This is a genomic window from Bradyrhizobium huanghuaihaiense (genome assembly GCF_025200885.1).
GTDB lineage: Bacteria > Pseudomonadota > Alphaproteobacteria > Rhizobiales > Xanthobacteraceae > Bradyrhizobium > Bradyrhizobium huanghuaihaiense.
Genome location: NZ_CP104172.1, coordinates 6,396,257 through 6,412,745, shown reverse-complemented (window position 1 = coordinate 6,412,745; position 16,489 = coordinate 6,396,257). Strand labels below are relative to the sequence as shown.

Genomic DNA, 16,489 nt, shown 5'->3' with positions numbered 1-16,489 from the left:
TCACGCGCTGCAAACCTGTTGAAGTGAGCCCTTCTGAATTCGCACGATTGCTGCCGGCATTGCCGGCAGCATGGCTGCGACAAAACCGCTCGCGCGGTGCCGGCTATTTCTTGGGCACACCAAGTACCGCCATGCGCATGACTTCGACGCCGCCATCGGCAAGTTCCGGAAGCTCGGCGAACCACGCCTGCACATAAGGCATGGCATTATGCGCGTCGAAATCGGCCTGGCTGGCGAACACCTCGTAGAAGATGAAATGACCGGGTTTGGCGCGGTCTTCCTGGAGAAAATAGACCAGGTTCTTGGGATCGCCCCGAACCAGGTCGATCAGCGGAAGCGTGGCCATGCGCAATGCGTCTTCCTTTCCAGGCTTGGCGCGTACCTGGGCCACCACCGAATAGGCGCCTTCCGGAATCTCCTGATAGCGCACGCGCGGGGCTTCCTGGGCGACGACTGGTGCCGCCGTCATGGCCACCGAGACAGCGACGAGCAGAGCGCCAAGCGAATTGCGGACGAGCGTTTGCATGATGAAGTCCTTCACATCGAGATCGAAGGTGCTTTGTCGGGCGACCAGCGGAAGCCGGTCGTCCGAGTCTTATGGGTCAGCGCACGATTGTCTGCTGGCGCTTTGCCAGAGCCTCGCTGAAGCGCTGCTTGACGGGGCCGAGCGCTTTGACGAATTCGAGCTGCTCGCCCTCCGGCCCCTTGCAATAGATCAGCTCCCACCCGTTCGAGGGTTCCGCGGTCACCCGGTTCGTGTTGGCGCTACGGGGAGCCGCCTTGCGGTCCGCCTCCGTCATGACGCGGATGGTGCGGTTCGCTCGTACCTGGTTCATGCCGCGACGCGCGGATTCGGCTTCGAGGTCGGCGATGAACTTGTTGAAGTCGACATCGTCGCGAACATAGAAGCAGATGTGCATCATGCGCGGGAAAGCCGGACTCATGTGCTCCAACGGTTCGGCAAAGCTCTTCGCGGCGCCCATGGGCTGGTCGGCCTCGCGATATTGCAGCAATTCGAGCACCATGTTGTCGAACTGGATGAAGCGCACATCGAGCCTTTGCGCTCCGCTTCTGAGGTCGGGAACGCCGATGGTCCGCGGATTGACCCCGCGCGCGTTCGCCTCGATCTCCTGGTCGGCCAGCAGCGTGTTCTGCACCCCGTCGCCCTGGAAGTCGCCGTGACGGAACACCTCGGTGCCGCCGAGCACCTCCGTGTAGAACTGATAGGCCCGCTCCATATTCTGCACCGTCAGCCCGAAATGCTGGACGCCCTGAAGCCGCGCACCGAGCGGCGCCTCGTCGCGCGCCGCTGACGACATGCCGTCTTGCGTCGCGGCCCGCGCGTCGGTCGTGCCGGCGACGAGGCCGGTGACGACGGCTGCGCCGGCGGTCTGGAGCAGGGTGCGGCGGCCCATGTCGGTGGCGTTGTCTGCTTCATCTGTCATGTCGCTCTCCTTGGTCGTTCGTTGGATTTTGTGTGCGTTATCCTGCCGGCCGGAGCAGCGCTCGGCCGGGATGAACCTGCTTGTGCCCTCGGCGCCTCAAGCAGCCGCCGGAAGCGGAGCTGCGGGGTTGACGAGCCCTTCCGAACGTAGCTCGCGCCAGAAATCGGCGGGGATGGCCTCCTCGAGCGCAGCGCGATCCTCGGCGATGCGGCCCGGGCGGCTCGCGCCGGGAATGACGGCCGCGACCACCGGGCTCGCGAGCGCGAACTGCAAGCCTGCCGCCTTCATGCTGATGCCGTAGCGGTCGGCGATGGCCTTGATCCGCGCCACCTTGTTGAGGATTTCCGGGGGCGCCGGCGCATATTCGAAGTTCGGGCCGCCGACGAGCGCGCCCGAACTGTAGGGGCCGCCGACGACGATCGCGAGTTCATGTTCCGCAACCATCGGCATCACCCGCTGAAGCGCCCTTGCATGGTCGAGCAGCGTGTAACGGCCCGCGAGCAGGAAGCCGTCGGGGCGCGGCTCTTCGAGCGCGAGCAGCAGCTCGATCGGCTCGACCCGGTTGACGCCGAGGCCCCATGCCTTGATCACGCCTTCGTCGCGCAGCTGGTCGAGCGCTTTGAACGCGCCCTTGCGCGCGCTTTCGAACACCGAAAGCCACTCGTCGCCGTAAAAATCCTGCGCGACGTCGTGCACGAATGCGATGTCGATGTGGGAGGTGCCGAGCCGCTTCAGGCTGTCCTCGATCGAGCGCAACGTCCCGTCCCGGGAATAGTCGTTCACGATCCTGTTCGGGCGCCCGTACTGGAAGACGCCGCCCTTCTCGCCGAGATCGCGGGCGCTGACATCCTCGATCTCGTCCAGGATCAGGCGTCCGACCTTGGTGCTGACGACATAGTCGCTGCGCGGCCGGCCGGCGAGCGCAGCGCCCATGCGGATCTCGGCGAGGCCCGCGCCGTAGAACGGCGCGGTGTCGAAATAGCGGATGCCGTCGTCCCAGGCTGCGTTGACCGTCGCGAGGGCTTCCTGCTCCGGGATGTCGCGGAACATGTTGCCGAGCGGCGCTGCACCGAAGCCAAGTCTTCCCGGCAGAATATCCTTGAGGGGCATGTCGCGAGTCCTTGTCCGTGACAGGCGAGCGCATCCGCACGTAGCGCGGCCGATCTCAGTCGGTTGCGGAGGTGTCTGCGCTTCTGATGAACGCCGCGACCTCGCGCGGATGCGACAGCATCACCGCGTGGCTGCTTTTGATCTCCGTCACCTTCGCGCCCGAGCGCTTGGCCATGGTGCGCAGTAAGCTCGGAGGGATAATGTGATCCTCCATCGTCACCATGTAATAGGTCGGCTTCGTCTTCCAGGCCACGCGCTCGACCTTGGTCTGCACCGCCTGCAATCCAAACGGCAATTGCGCCGCAGCCATGAAGCGGGTCGTGGCCGGGTCGACACCGGCGGCGAAGGAGGTCGGGAATTTATCGCGCTCGACGAAGAGATAATTGCCCTCAATGACCAGCGGACCCTTGTGCTCCCCGGGCGGCACGGGTGCTTCCGACAGCGTGCTGACCGACTCGCCGGCATCGGGAGCATATGCCGCGAGATAGACCAGGCTGCGAACCTTCGGATTGTCGCCGGCTTCCGTGATAACCATTCCGCCATAGGAATGTCCGACGAGAATGACCGGATGCCGCGCCTTGGCGATCACGCGTTCGGTCTCCGCGACATCGTCACGCAGCGAGATCGTCGGCTGCTGCACGACGAGCACCTCATAGCCCGCCTTCGAGAGGATGTCGTAGGTGTCCTTCCAGCCCGATCCGTCGACGAAGGCGCCATGGACGAGGACGATGGAAACGGTCCTCTCGGCCGCGATTGCGGGGGCGGCCGTTGCGATCGTCATTGCGGCAAGTGTGGAGATTAGCGTCTTCATATCAGGCTCCGATCCTCGATACGGCGGCATTGCCGTTGATGAGCCTTTCACTAACGCGGGCGAGCATTGCGGTATTTCCGATTCCTGCGCGATGACGGACGCATCTTGCTCTTCCATGAAGAGATCGGCTTTCGAAGCCGAGCACGCCGCGTTCCAAGTCTTTGCTTTGCCTGCCTTTTACCTCTTTTAACCGCGTTGCCTCTGGACTTCGCTGTCGCCGCTTGTGAGAAATTCGAAGATCGGCGTGGCAGCAGCCGGGGCTGCAACTCATCACCGGATGGAATGATCGCTCGCTCGCGATACGGGGCCGGGATTCGCCGCAACTGAAGCGGAGGTCGTGATGGCGCTCGTGACGCATGGAGATCAGAAATATCAGAACAGCGAGAAGCTCGCTGCGGCCAGCGACTGGCCGGGGCTGGCCATCGAACATCGCAAGTTCGAGGCAGGGCGCCAGGCAACGCCCGTTCCGATCTGCACCGAGCTCGTCATGCTGCTATCGGGAGGTGGGATGGTCTGCCGGGCCGGCAACGGCGAAGTCCAGAAGAGCCTCGCGCGGCCGGGCATGAGCTACCTCGTCCCGGTGGGGACACAGGAAAGCCATCTCGAGCTGTCGGACCGGATGGAATGTCTTCATCTCTATCTTCCGCCGGCGCTGCTCGACCAGAGCGCGCTTGCGGACTTCGATATCGATCCGGCAAAAGTCGAGATCGCCTACGCCCACGGTCTGGCGGACCAGGTGCTCTTCCACATCTGCTCGCCGCTTCGCGATCTGCTCCATCGCCCGCGCCAGTCGACCGACGCGCTGTTCGTGGAGGGAATCCAGGTTGCGCTCGCGGCGCATCTTCTAGGAAATTATACGATCGACCGCTGGCGCGCGCCGGACAAGTTGCCGGCGCTCGATCCGCGGCGCCTGCAGCGCGTACTGGACTATATCGAGGCTTCTCTTGGCAGCGATATCAGGCTCGAGGATCTGGCGGCCCAGGCTTGCCTCAGCCCCTATCATTTTTCCCGCCTGTTTCGCGAAGCGACCGGATTGTCACCGCACCGCTATGTGACCGAGCGCCGCGTTCAGGCTGCGCGGCACGAACTCGCGCGCGACCGCTTGTCCCTGGTCGAAATCGCCCTGGCCTTCGGTTTCGGCTCGCAAGCCAATTTCACGCGCGTGTTCCGCAAGGCCGCAACTCTCACGCCGGGGCAGTATCGTGAATTGTGCTGCGGCCAGGCCGAGGTGAAGACCGATCGCTCCGATACGGCACTGCGCACGGATTGCGCATGATTCCGCAGGAATCGGGAATACGGCTCAGCGTCCATCAGGCAGAGCTGTCGTGCCGACCGGATCCACGAAGGGATATACGGACATGATCGAGCTCACGGTGAATGGGATCAAGCGCCAGGTCGACGTGGTTGCCGAAATGCCTCTGCTGTGGGTGCTGCGCGACGAGCTCGGCATCACCAGTGCCAAATACGGCTGCGGTGTCGCACAATGCGGCGCCTGCACCGTTCATATCGACGGCAAGGCGGTGCGGTCCTGTCAGGCGCATATCGGCGAGGTCGCCGGCAAATCGGTCGTCACGCTCGAAGGGCTGGACAACAAGGACCAGCATCCGGTCCTGCAGGCCTGGATCGAGCATCAGGTCCCGCAATGCGGCTACTGCCAGACCGGACAGATCATGCAGGCCATCTCGCTTCTTGCATTGATCTCCAAACCGACCGACGAGCAGATCAATCAGTTGATGTCCGGCAACCTCTGCCGCTGCGGCACCTATCCGCGCATTCGTGCGGCGATTCATGCGGCTGCCGCAAACAAGACGGCGGAGAAGTGAGATGGGCCACATGCAAACCCTTTCCCGCCGCGCCTTCGTTTTCGGCTCCGCCGCTGTCGCCGGCGGCGTCGCGTTCGGCGCCTACGGTCGTGCTGAAGCGGTCGCGCCGACCGCCAGCGATAATCCATTGGCGGCGGGCCTCGGGCCGAATTCCGTGACCTTCAATCCCTGGGTCGAAATCAGCCCGGAGAAAATCACGCTGATCGCGCAGCACGCCGACATCGGCCAGGGTGTCGGATCGGTGCAGCCGATCATGATCGCCGAAGAAATGGACCTCGATCCCGGCCAGTTCGAGATCCGCTTCGCCGGTCCCAGTCCCGCCTATTTCAACACCGGATTCGCCGACGAGTTTGCGCCGTTCGTGGCCGCGGATCAAAGTCCGGCCGCTGAGGAAGCCCGCGCCAAGACGCTCGAATGGCTGAGGCAATCTGGCCTGCAAATGACCGGCGGATCGAGCTCGGTGCCGGACACCTATGAGAAGCTGCGTGTCGCCGGTGCGGTAGCCCGCGAGACGCTGAAAGCCGCCGCCGCCAAACGGTCTGGCGTCGCCGTGGCTGACCTGCGCACCCAATCGGGCCATGTGCTCCTGCCCGACGGAAGCAAGATCGCCTATGTCGCACTCGCGGCGGAAGCATCGAAAATTCCGCCGGTGCTCGATGCGAAGCCGCGCGACCCGTCCAAATGGCGCATGCTCGGCAAGCCGATGATGCGGCTGGACGTCCGCGCGAAAGTGATGGGCGAGCTGAAGTTCGGCATCGATATGAAAATGGACGGCATGCTCTATGCCGCCGTCAAGCTGAACCCCGCCAAGGGGCAGCCGCTGAAATCGTACGACGCGAGCAAGGCGCGCGTGATGCCGGGGGTCAAGAACATCCTCGAGATCAAGAATGGCGTCGCGGTGATCGCGACGAACAGCTGGTACGCGATGAAGGCCGTCGACGCCATCGCTTGCGAGTGGGCGCCCTCGGCCTATCCCGCCGAGCAGGCCGAGCATTGGAAGGTGCTGGAATCCTCGTTCAAGCCTGAGTTCCTGGGCAAGGAGTGGCGGAAGATCGGTGACATCGAAAGCGGGCTGAAGGCAGGTACGCGCGTCGAGGCCGAATATCGTGCGCCGTATGTGGCGCACCAGCCGCTCGAGCCGCTGAACGGGATCGGTCTCGTCACCGACAAGGGGATGGAGATCTGGGTCGGCCATCAGAGCCCGCGCTTCGTGCAATATGTTGCGGCGACGGCGATCGGCCTCAAACCCGAGCAGGTCACCTTCCACAATCAGTGGACCGGTGGAAGCTTTGGCCACCGTCTCGAGTACGAGAACGTCCGCGTTCTCGCCGAGATCGCCAATCAGATGAAGGGAACGCCGATCAAGCTGGTGTTCTCGCGCGAGGAGGATTTCCTCCAGGACATTCCGCGGCAGATTGCGATTGCCAGGCACCGGGGCAGCGTCGACAAGAGCAAGATCGTCGCGGCCGATCTGCAACTGGCTTCGACTGCTCCGCTCAAGGGGCTGCTCGAGCGTTCGGGCACGCCCTCGAAGGATCCCGACGGGCAGTTGGCTGCAGGGCTTTGGAACGTCTATTACGACATCCCCAATTTCCGGGCCACGAGCTACGAGGCGCAGGGGCTTTCGCCGAGCACCACGTGGCGTTCGGTCGGCGCCTCGACATCGGGCTTCTTCACCGAAAGCTTCATCGACGAGCTGATCCATGCAGCTGGACTTGATCCGATGCAGGCGCGCATCGCGATGTGCACCGTGCCGCACTATCGCAAGGTGCTGGAGACGGTCGCGGAGATGTCGGACTGGAAGGGACCGCTCGGCAACGGTCGAGGGCGCGGCGTCGCGTTCGTGGAGTCCTTCGGGACGCCGACCGCGGAAGTCGTCGAGGTGACGGCGACGCCCGACGGTATCAGGATCGACAAGGTCTGGGTCGCGGTCGATGTCGGCAAGGTCGTCGATCCCGTCAATTTCGAGAACCAGGTGCAGGGCGGCGTCGTCTGGGGGCTAGGCCACGCCATCAACTGCGAGCTCACTTACGCAAAGGGCGCGGCGCAGCAGACCAACTACAATCACCACGAAGCCATGCGGATCTATCAATGCCCGGTCATCGAGGTTCGCGGGCTCGAGAACGATCCGAAGGTGAGGGGTGTCGGCGAGCCGCCGGTTCCGCCGGCCGCGCCTGCGCTTGCGAACGCGATCTTCGCGGCGACCGGAAAGCGCATCCGCGAGATGCCGTTCAACAAGTTCATCGATTTCGTGTGAGGCGGATGATGAAGAGATCTCCGATCGTGGTCGCACTCGCCGCTGCGTCAATCGCGGCCCTCACGGGAATTGTCGCGGCCAAGGACGAGGCCAAAAAAGATGTCTTGCCGCCGGGCAGCGTCAGTCGCGCCGAGGGACTGGAGGCCTGGAAGCGGATTGAAGCGGTGGTGACCCATCCGCGCTGCGCCAACTGCCATGTCGATGCCAAGGCCATCCCGATCTGGACGCCTGCGGGCGAAACGAAACCTCGCGTGCACGGCATGAACATCCACGGCGGCGAGAGCCGCACCGGCGCGGAGGCGATTGCGTGCTCGACCTGTCACATGACCTCGACCCAGGCCAACGAGCCGGCACCGTCGCCGCCGCGCGCCGGCATCGACTGGCAGCTCGCACCGGTGGCCTTCATCTGGTTTGGCAAGAGCGGCGCCGAAATTTGCGCACAGTTGAAGGATACCAAACGCAATGGCGGCCGCGACGCCGCCGGCCTCGTCGACCATTTGCGGCACGATGCATCGCTGAACGGCTTCATTCCGAGAGGCTGGGCCCCCGGAGCAGGCCGCTCGACGCCGCCGGGGACCTTCGAGGATCACGTCAAGGACATGGCGATGTGGGGCGCGGCCGGGCAACCCTGTCCGAACTGACCGTCCTCCGCCTCGCGCCAACTGGCCGCCTGAATGAACAGCGTTATCGCAAGGAGAAAACCGTGACCCAACATGTCCTCTTCATCGTCACCAACGCAGCCGTGCTCGGTCCGCATAATCGCAAGACCGGCTTCTTTTTCGCCGAGGTCGCCCATCCCTTCGAGGTGCTCGACAAGGCTGGGGTCGCGGTGGAGTTCGCGTCCCCGGCGGGGGGATGGACGCCTTACGATGCGTACGACGAGAAAGATCCCGCCCAGAAGGATTTTCTCGCGAGCAAGGCGTTTCGTCGCCTAAATCACAGTCGCAAATTGTCCGAGGTGGACGCCGCCGACTACGACGCCATCCTGGTGCCCGGCGGTCTTGGGCCCATGGTGGACATCCAGCGCAACGCCGCGGTCCAGAACGCCATCGTGCGCGCCTGGAGCACTGGCAAGCTCGTCGCCGCTGTTTGTCACGGGCCGTGCGCGCTGCTTGGCGTCAACCTTGGTGATGGCACCCCGTTCGTGCGCGGCAAGAAGCTCACGTCCTTCTCGAAGAAGGAAGAATACGACTACGCCCGCGATGATGTGCCTTACGAGCTCGAGGACGCGTTGAGGGCAGAGGGTGCCGAGTACTCGTCTGCAGCCAACTGGCAGCCTCACGTCGTCGTCGATGGCCGGCTCATCACGGGGCAGAACCCCGCTTCGGCCGGACCGCTGGGAAAAGAGCTGCTGTCCGCCCTGAAGCGACAGGACCGGTGACGCGAAAATCTGAAAGTTGGAGTGGTCGCAATTTGCGAGGGACGGGCTCGGCATCGGCCAAGCCGCGCTTGCCCTCGCATCGGGAGCTATCGAATGACGCAATCGCCATCCAAGATCACCGCCATCCTGGTTGCTCGCCCGGGCAAGTCCGCTGAACTCAGAGCGCTGCTTGTTGGCATGGCACCGCATTCCAGGGCCGAACCTGGCAACCTGCACTGGGACGTCTGGCGCGACATGTCGAATGAAGATCGCTACGTTCTCGACGAGCTGTACCGGGACGTTGCGGCCGTCGAAGCTCACCGAGCCACGCCGCATTACCAGGCCTACCTGGCCAAAATTCCCGAGCTGGCTGATCGGACGGCCGTGGTCTTGGAAGCGGTTGAGGTTGGGGGCAGGTGAACGGCGTCAGAAGACCTTAGAAGTAACTGCATCCGCGCGGACCGCTCCCCGGATTTCGCTGCGCTCCATCCGGGCTACCAGCTTGCCAGCCGCTGCAGCCGCAGTCCGGAGCCGGCTGACGACGTCCTATTTGCAGTTCCGGCAGATCATCAGCTTTCGCTTTAGCGCCCCATCTTCCTGATCGAGGTCATTTGCATCTGGATTGGACCTGGCGTCCCTTGCTGCGCGTGACCGCACAGGCGGCGTCACCTGGCTCGGGGTGTCAACGTCATCGACGGTGCCGACGCTGAAGCCATCGTAGTCGGCGGCCGGATCCGGCTTTAGTTGAGGACCGCCAATCACGGAAGGCTCTCTGCCGGGCGCCGCCGGTGGAGTTCTGTTCGTCGTCACCCGCGCGGGCTTGGTGGCACTCGGGCGCGGCGGCGATGCATCGGGCGGAGCAAGCGAAACCGGCGGGGTGACCGAAGTCTGGCCTCTCGCGCTGTCGTGCGACCATGCGCCGACAAACATGAGGCTGAGAGCCACGAGCGTCACGCTTCTCATCCGCATCCTCTCGGCAGCTTGGCTCAACGATCGATTGCATGGCGCGCCGAGCCATGACGTGGTGCAGAGTATCAGGACTCACACAGCCGTCAAAGCGTCGTAGCCTGGATGGCGCTCCGCACCATCCGAGCTACGATTCCTTGCCTTTGCCCGGCAAACAAGACGCGCCGCAACCGGGCGAAGCGCGACCGCCGGCTCAGACCAGCGTGCCGGCGTGGAAGCTCGCATGGGCCAGCAGCGACTGGATCACGACGTTGTCGCCGGAACCTCCATCCAGCACGTCGGTTCCGCCGCCGCCGATCAGCACGTCGTCGCCGAGCCCACCGAGCAGCGTGTCGTTGCCGGCGCTGCCGATGAGCACGTCGTCGCCGGCACCGCCGTCGAACACGAGGTGCGGCCCGCCGGGGCCGACGCCTGATGCCTCGATCACGTCGTCGCCGCCGAGGCCATTGATGGTGATGGTGTCGTTGAAGTCGAAATTCTCGATCACGACCTGGCTTGCCAGACCGTCGATCACCAGCGCGCCATTGCTGTTGAGCGAAAGCGTGATGACGTCGTCGCCGCCGGTGCCGTTGATCACGATCTTGTCGGCCGCGCCATCGCCGCCCGGGTTGCCGGGAACACCGCCGAGGTCGATCTTGACCTCCGTCACGTCGGTCCCGCTCATGTCACCGACATTGATCGTATCGGCGCCGCCGCGAGCATTGAACGCGATCGTCTCGACGCCGTGCGTATCCATCGTGATCGAGGCGACGTCCCGCGTCAGCTCGGCACGGGAGCCGTTCGCGAAGATGTTGATGGTTTCGGCGATGTTGGCGCCGTTGAACAGCAGCGTGTCGGCGCCGCCCTGACCCTCGACCGTGTCGTTGTCGTCGCCCGGATTCCAGACGAAGGTGTCGTTGCCCGCGCCCATCAGCGCCACGTCGTTGCCGTCGCCGCCGTTGATCACGTCATCGCCCTGGCTGCCGCGGATGGTGTCGTTGCCGAGCCCGCCATTGATCGTCAGCTGCAGCACGCCGGCAGCAAGCCCGCTGGCGTCGATGACGTCGTCGCCGCCGAGGCCGTTGAGCGTCAGCTGGTCGGTTGCGTCCATGCCGCTCAGGCTGGTGGTCGTATGCAGGCCGAACACCGTCACGCCGCCGGCATTGCCGGAGACGCCGAACGTGTCACCGCCCTGGGTCGCGTCGACCGAGACGGTATCGAGAGCGCCGTCGGGCGTACCAGTCGAACCGCCGAAGTCGATGTTCACCTGCGTCACGTCGGTTCCGGTCAGATCTCCCACCGCGATATGGTCGGCGCCGCCCAGCGCGTGGAGATCGACATGCTCGACCCCGTGCAGGTCCATCGTGATATTGCCGACGTCACGCGCGAGCCGGGCGTGATCGCCGTTCGCCGCGAGGACCATATTCTCGGCAATGTTGGCGCCGAAGAACCGCAGCGTGTCGACACCGGCACCGCCGTCGACGGTGTCGCTGCCGTCGCCCGGATTCCACTGGAACACGTCGCGGCCGTCGCCGAGCTGCACGAGATCATCGCCGCGGCCGCCGACGACGAAGTCATTGCCGTCGCCGCCGATCAGCGTGTCGTTGCCTGCGCTGCCAGTGATCGTATCGTTGCCGGCACCGCCGTCGATCGTGAGGTGCACGACGCCCGCGACAAGCATGGCCGCCGAGATCGTGTCGTTGCCGCCGAGGCCTTCGACGACGAGTGCATCGCTCGCGCCTTCCGCATTGGTGACGGCGAGGGCGGCGGGCAATCCCGTGACCGACACCGATGTGCCCGAGCCGGACACCTCGATCGTATCGGCGCGGCCCGTGCCCTCGAGCGTCACCGTATCGGCCGCACCGTCGCCGGTCCCGGCCGATCCGAGATCGACATTGACCTGCTTGACGTCGGTTCCAGCGAGATTGTTGACGACGATGTTGTCGCTGCCTCCGCGCGCGTTGATCGTGATGGTCTCGATGCCGTCGAGGTCCATCGTGATGTTGCCGACATCGCGGGTCAGCAGCACGCGTCCGCCACTGGCGGCGGAGATGGCGATATTCTCGCCGATGTTCGAGCCGTTGAACAGCAGGGTGTCGGTTCCGGCCTGACCGTCCACCTTGTCGCTGCCGTCGCCGGGGTCCCACTGGAAGGTATCGTTGCCCGCGCCCAGCAGGGCGGTGTCGTTGCCCTGGTTGCCGTCGATGAAATCGTTGCCGTCGCCGCCCAGCAGGCGGTCCGCACCATTGCCGCCGTGGATCGTGTCATTGCCCGCGCCCCCGTCGAGCGTCAGCGTGATGAGCGCGGCGAGATTTCCGGTGGCGGTGATGAGGTCATCGCCGCCACCGGCATGGACCACGAGGTTTTCGGTGGTGCCGATGTCCAGCGAGAACGGCGCCGGCTCGAGCCGGTCGAAGCGGACGCGCGTGCCATTGGCCGTGATGGCGAAGGTCTCGCTGCCGTTGCCGCCGTTCACCCCGGCAGTGTCGATGCCTTCCCCGCCTTCCATCAGGTCGCTGCCGTCGCCGGGATTCCAGATCATGCGGTCGTCGCCGGCTTCACCGAACATCTGATCGTTGCCGTCGCCGCCGACCAGCACGTCATTGCCGGAGCCGCCGAACAGCAGGTCGTTGCCGCCCTTGCCGAGCAGCGTGTCGTTGCCGGACTGGCCGAACAGCATGTCGCCGGCGGAGCCGCCCGTCAGCGTATCGTTGCCGGCGCCGCCGAACAGGTTCGCTGCAGGCATCGCGCCGTTGCTCTCGTCGATGGTGATGATGTCGTTGCCGTCCTGGCCGAAGGCCTGGATCAACTTGGTGTTGGCGACCGTCGCGGGGCCGCCCTTGATCGCGACTGCGCCGCCGTTGACGACGATCGTTCCGGCCGCATTGCGGCCGAGTGCGATCGTATTGTTCAGGCCATTGCCAAGGACGGTGAGAATTTCGGCGGAAAAATTTGCTGTGACAGCCATGTGTGCTTCTCGCTTGCGTGATCGCCGAAACGGACCGCGGCGGTATCGCGACGGGTTCTCGCGATGGCCGGGTGAGCGGCAAATGACGTCGTCTGTAGGCGGAGACGGCAGTTCCGGCTTGAAGGAAGTCTTCGGACCGGGTCCTGTTTCTCTTGAGGGCAGCTTGATTTTTGGGAAGCCGATCGCAGCCGCGTGAACCGGAGCGCCGAAGAGACGTCTTCGGAGGCGGGGAGATCGGGGGAAGCGCTAGAGCTTCTGCGCCGCAACGCGAGGAACGCAGGCGTCCGGGATACGGAAACTAAGCGGTGGCGGAGCAGCTTGCTCCGTCATTGCGAGCGCAGCGAAGCAATCCAGACTGTTGCCGCAGAGGAACTCTGGATTGCTTCGCTGCGCTCGTGATGACGAGTTTGGAGGCGCCGTGCCTCCGACGCTATCGCAGAAATCGGAGCGACGGGTATGCCGACTACTTCGTGGCTGCGTCGATCGAATTGAACTTGTTGTTCAGCAGCGCGCTGCCGGTGTTGTTCACGACAGCGACGATCGCGAGCGCGATGCCGGCGGCGATCAGGCAGTACTCGATAGCGGTGGCTGCACTTTCATCGGCAAGAAAGGACCTGAGCAAAGCCATCGTCAACTCCTGTTCATCCGTCTAATTTAGGCTGGTGCCGTTTTCGGAATGGTAAATTGATTCACTAAGTTTTTCGCGGCGCGCGCACGCCAAAGCGCAAGGTCGGATGCTCCCGACCCCGGGCCTCATATACTGCCTTCCTTGATTTAAGGTTTCGTCACCTAATGCGGGTGCATTCGCCCGTGTCGCCGCCGTCTCAGGATTTGACAGCGCATCCGGACGCGGCCTTGCCTGGGCGTCTCAGCGCGGCTGCGAGGCGCCCGATCAGATTGCCCATGACGCGCGGCTGCGACCGCGCCGCGCTGTCGGCAAGGCGCTTGTCCTCGGTCGTGTCGTTCACGAGGCCGATATAGTTCTTGCTGGCGTCCGGTTGCTGCACCACGCGCAAACCCTGCTTCCATCGACGGCGCGACCTTGTCCTGCGCAACGGGAATCGACGGTTAATTTTGTCTTCCGTAGGAATACGTGGCGGCGCGCAAGCCTGCCGGAAAGAGCGGCGCGGCTTAACGGATTGTTGAGGCTATTTGCGGCGTGCGTCCGCGTTCAGTGCCCGCAGCATCGCGATGCGGGCGAACATCATCCAGCCGCCGCCCGTTTCGGCCGCGTTGATCAGAGTCTCGATCGCGGTCTGCCAGTGGCTGGCGTGCTGCGCATCCTCGGGCAGCTGCATGATGTGGTCGGCCGCTTCCTGCAGCGTCCGCAGCCTGCGCCCATTGGAGAGCGGAATCGGATCGTCGAACGCCGCCGACCAGGGCATGTCAGGCCGGCCGACCGGAGGGGAGGGACATCACGGCGCGATCGACAGGTCTGGTGCTGCTAGCTGGCCTTCTTGGCCCGCGCCGGTGCGCGCACCGGCTTCTCGGCCTTCTTCTGGGTGTCCTTGGGAGCCGCCTTGGCCGCGGCGTCCTTGCCGCCCTTGCCGGCGATTGGCAGCAGCATCTCGCGCTGGCCCTCGACGCGCTTCTTCGGCTTCTTGCCCTTGACGGCCTCCTTGGCGACCCTCGCCACAGGCGCCGCTTCCTTCTCGCTCGCGAGGCTCTTCTTCAGCGCGTCCATCAGGTTGATGACGTTGCCGCCCGTCTTCGGCGCCGCCTTCGCGGTGATGGGCATGCCGCTGCGCTTCTTGTTGATGAGATCGATCAGCGCGGTCTCGTAGTGATCCTCGAACAGCTCGGGCTCGAACGCGCCGGACTTCTTCTCCACGATGTGCTTGGCAAGGTCGAGCATGTCCTTGGTCAGCTTCACGTCCTGGATGTCGTCGAAATATTCCTTCTCGCTGCGCACCTCGTAGGGGTAGCGCAGCAGCGTGCCCATCAGGCCGCTCTCGAGCGGCTCCAGCGCGATGATGTGCTCGCGGTTGGTCAGCACCACGCGGCCGATCGCGACCTTGTCCATGCTGCGGATGGTCTCGCGGATCACCGCAAAGGCGTCGTGGCCGACCTTGCCGTCCGGCACGAGGTAGTAGGGGCGGATCAGGTAGCGGCTGTCGATGTCGGTCCTCGGCACGAACTCGTCGATCTCGATCGTGTGGGTGGAGTCGAGCGCGATGTCGTCGAGCTCGTCCTTGGTGACCTCGATATAGGTGTCGGTGTCGACCTTGTAGCCCTTGACGATGTCCTCGGACGTGACCTCGTCACCGGTCTCGGCGTCGACCTTGAGGTACTTGATCCGGTGACCGGTCTTGCGGTTGATCTGGCTGAACGAGACCTTCTCGGTATCTGAAGTGGCCGGATAGAGCGCGACCGGGCAGGTCACGAGCGACAAACGCAGAAAACCCTTCCAATTGGCGCGGGGGGCCATGGGCTACTCCAAACGCAACAGAGGACAGACCTACGAGAATACCATCGGGGAACACCGAATCATACACGGCTCGGTGCGGAATCTTGCAACTGCGTTAACCGGTCGTCGCGCGCGTGGTTGCTGCCCGATCGGACGGCAAAAGCCGGAACATCATATCGGATCGGGCGTTGGCTCAGGACACAAGGCTGCGAGGAGGTCGCGGCCACCGGGGCAGCATCCAGAGATTGAGGGCATCATGGCAACCACGCGAGAGCAGCGCCAGATCGTCGAAACTCCGACTGAGGCGCGTCAGGGCGAGCCCGGCCCTTCGGTGGCGGCGTTGCTCGCCATCTCGACCGGGCTGGCGATCCTGATCCTCGCCGTCATCTGGTTCGTGTTCTTCCGGACCTGACGGCCCCGACCGGAACGCTCCGGGCCCTTCCTAATCGCCGCGCAACGCGGCACATTGCGCCCGCCAGGCCGCCGGCTCGTCCGGTTGACTGGCGGGCGCAGTCACGTTGGTGGACAACAAGTCGTATATGACCAAAAAGTAACGTCGGCGGTTCCCGGCGTTCATATTCAGTTCACGCCGGAATTGCTCATCTGGAGCGGTGTTCATGCGGTCTATTTCTGGAGAGAAGCGTGCGCCTGCTCGTTGTTGAGGACGACCCCGATCTCAATCGCCAGCTCACGAAAGCGCTGACGGACGCCGGCTATGTCGTCGACCGCGCTTTCGACGGGGAGGAGGGGCACTATCTCGGCGACAACGAGCCGTACGATGCCGTCGTGCTCGACATCGGCCTGCCGAAGAAGGACGGCATCTCGGTGCTGGAGGCCTGGCGCCGCAACGGCCGCACCATGCCGGTCCTGATCCTGACCGCACGTGACCGCTGGAGCGACAAGGTGCAGGGCTTCGACGCCGGCGCCGACGACTATGTCCCGAAGCCGTTCCATCTCGAGGAGGTGCTGGCCCGCATCCGCGCGCTGCTGCGCCGCTCCACCGGTCATGCCCAGAGCGAGCTGAGCTGCGGCCCCGTTACCCTCGACACAAGGACTGGCCGGGTCAGCGTGTCGGGCAATCCCGTCAAGATGACGTCGCACGAATATCGGCTTCTGGCCTACCTGATGCACCATTCCGGCCGCGTCGTCTCCCGCACCGAGCTGGTCGAGCATCTCTATGACCAGGATTTTGACCGCGACTCGAATACGATCGAGGTGTTCGTCGGCCGCATCCGCAAGAAGCTCGACGTCGACATCATCCAGACCGTCCGCGGCCTCGGTTATCTCCTGACCCCGCCGCCTGCGCCCGGCGCCTGAGGCCTTCCCGGGCTTGACGGGAGGCCGAACAGGGCCCTTGGTCCGG

General features: G+C 64.3%; 17 protein-coding genes. 8 read left to right on the top strand and 9 right to left on the bottom strand.

The window, feature by feature from the left end; genetic code table 11:
• Positions 1-103: 103 nt before the first annotated feature.
• The 4 genes from N2603_RS30360 to N2603_RS30345 all read right to left on the bottom strand — a co-directional run bounded on the left by N2603_RS30360 (position 104) and on the right by N2603_RS30345 (position 3,366).
• Entirely contained in the window at positions 104-541 is a 438-nt protein-coding gene (locus N2603_RS30360) for a putative quinol monooxygenase (protein ID WP_260385016.1), read from the bottom strand.
• A 61-nt stretch (positions 542-602) separates the two neighbouring features.
• On the bottom strand, positions 603-1,445 hold the full coding sequence (locus N2603_RS30355; protein WP_260385015.1) for a VOC family protein: 843 nt from the start codon (positions 1,443-1,445) through the stop codon (positions 603-605).
• 96 nt (positions 1,446-1,541) lie between these two features.
• Positions 1,542-2,555 carry an aldo/keto reductase gene (locus N2603_RS30350; RefSeq protein ID WP_018647802.1) on the bottom strand — a complete coding sequence of 338 codons (1,014 nt, stop codon included), beginning with the start codon at positions 2,553-2,555 and terminating at the stop codon, positions 1,542-1,544.
• 55 nt (positions 2,556-2,610) lie between these two features.
• Positions 2,611-3,366 (bottom strand): alpha/beta fold hydrolase, encoded by a 756-nt coding sequence (locus N2603_RS30345; protein ID WP_260385014.1) that lies wholly within the window; start codon positions 3,364-3,366, stop codon positions 2,611-2,613.
• Between the two features lie 340 nt (positions 3,367-3,706).
• On the opposite strand from N2603_RS30345, the gene N2603_RS30340 reads away from it, so the two are divergent.
• The 6 genes from N2603_RS30340 to N2603_RS30315 all read left to right on the top strand — a co-directional run bounded on the left by N2603_RS30340 (position 3,707) and on the right by N2603_RS30315 (position 9,226).
• Entirely contained in the window at positions 3,707-4,642 is a 936-nt protein-coding gene (locus N2603_RS30340; protein WP_260385013.1) for a helix-turn-helix domain-containing protein, read from the top strand.
• Positions 4,643-4,724: 82 nt separating this feature from the next.
• On the top strand, positions 4,725-5,189 hold the full coding sequence (locus N2603_RS30335; RefSeq protein WP_260385012.1) for a (2Fe-2S)-binding protein: 465 nt from the start codon (positions 4,725-4,727) through the stop codon (positions 5,187-5,189).
• A gap of 1 nt (position 5,190) precedes the next feature.
• Positions 5,191-7,446 carry a xanthine dehydrogenase family protein molybdopterin-binding subunit gene (locus N2603_RS30330; RefSeq protein ID WP_311740692.1) on the top strand — a complete coding sequence of 752 codons (2,256 nt, stop codon included), beginning with the start codon at positions 5,191-5,193 and terminating at the stop codon, positions 7,444-7,446.
• 8 nt (positions 7,447-7,454) lie between these two features.
• Positions 7,455-8,087 carry a hypothetical protein gene (locus tag N2603_RS30325; RefSeq protein ID WP_026312778.1) on the top strand — a complete coding sequence of 211 codons (633 nt, stop codon included), beginning with the start codon at positions 7,455-7,457 and terminating at the stop codon, positions 8,085-8,087.
• 62 nt (positions 8,088-8,149) lie between these two features.
• Complete coding sequence (locus N2603_RS30320) at positions 8,150-8,827, top strand: type 1 glutamine amidotransferase domain-containing protein (RefSeq protein ID WP_260385010.1); 678 nt, start codon at positions 8,150-8,152, stop codon at positions 8,825-8,827.
• Between the two features lie 93 nt (positions 8,828-8,920).
• Positions 8,921-9,226, top strand: a complete 306-nt coding sequence (locus tag N2603_RS30315) for a putative quinol monooxygenase (RefSeq protein WP_260385009.1) — start codon at positions 8,921-8,923, stop codon at positions 9,224-9,226.
• A 739-nt stretch (positions 9,227-9,965) separates the two neighbouring features.
• Here the strand turns inward: N2603_RS30315 and N2603_RS30305 are convergent.
• The 5 genes from N2603_RS30305 to ku form a co-directional block, all read right to left on the bottom strand.
• Entirely contained in the window at positions 9,966-12,719 is a 2,754-nt protein-coding gene (locus N2603_RS30305) for a beta strand repeat-containing protein (protein WP_260385007.1), read from the bottom strand.
• Between the two features lie 463 nt (positions 12,720-13,182).
• On the bottom strand, positions 13,183-13,347 hold the full coding sequence (locus tag N2603_RS30300; RefSeq protein WP_018647793.1) for a Flp family type IVb pilin: 165 nt from the start codon (positions 13,345-13,347) through the stop codon (positions 13,183-13,185).
• Positions 13,348-13,543: 196 nt separating this feature from the next.
• On the bottom strand, positions 13,544-13,729 hold the full coding sequence (locus N2603_RS30295; protein ID WP_018647792.1) for a hypothetical protein: 186 nt from the start codon (positions 13,727-13,729) through the stop codon (positions 13,544-13,546).
• A 138-nt stretch (positions 13,730-13,867) separates the two neighbouring features.
• A complete protein-coding gene (locus tag N2603_RS30290; RefSeq protein ID WP_260385006.1) occupies positions 13,868-14,104 on the bottom strand; it encodes a hypothetical protein in 237 nt (78 codons plus the stop codon).
• 59 nt (positions 14,105-14,163) lie between these two features.
• Positions 14,164-15,147 carry a non-homologous end joining protein Ku gene (gene ku, locus N2603_RS30285; RefSeq protein WP_260385005.1) on the bottom strand — a complete coding sequence of 328 codons (984 nt, stop codon included), beginning with the start codon at positions 15,145-15,147 and terminating at the stop codon, positions 14,164-14,166.
• Positions 15,148-15,382: 235 nt separating this feature from the next.
• Between ku and N2603_RS30280 the strand changes: the two genes are divergently transcribed.
• Positions 15,383-15,538, top strand: coding sequence for a hypothetical protein (locus tag N2603_RS30280; protein WP_018315820.1), 156 nt, complete (start codon positions 15,383-15,385; stop codon positions 15,536-15,538).
• A 230-nt stretch (positions 15,539-15,768) separates the two neighbouring features.
• Positions 15,769-16,443 carry a response regulator transcription factor gene (locus N2603_RS30275; protein ID WP_014496705.1) on the top strand — a complete coding sequence of 225 codons (675 nt, stop codon included), beginning with the start codon at positions 15,769-15,771 and terminating at the stop codon, positions 16,441-16,443.
• Positions 16,444-16,489 lie beyond the last annotated feature (46 nt).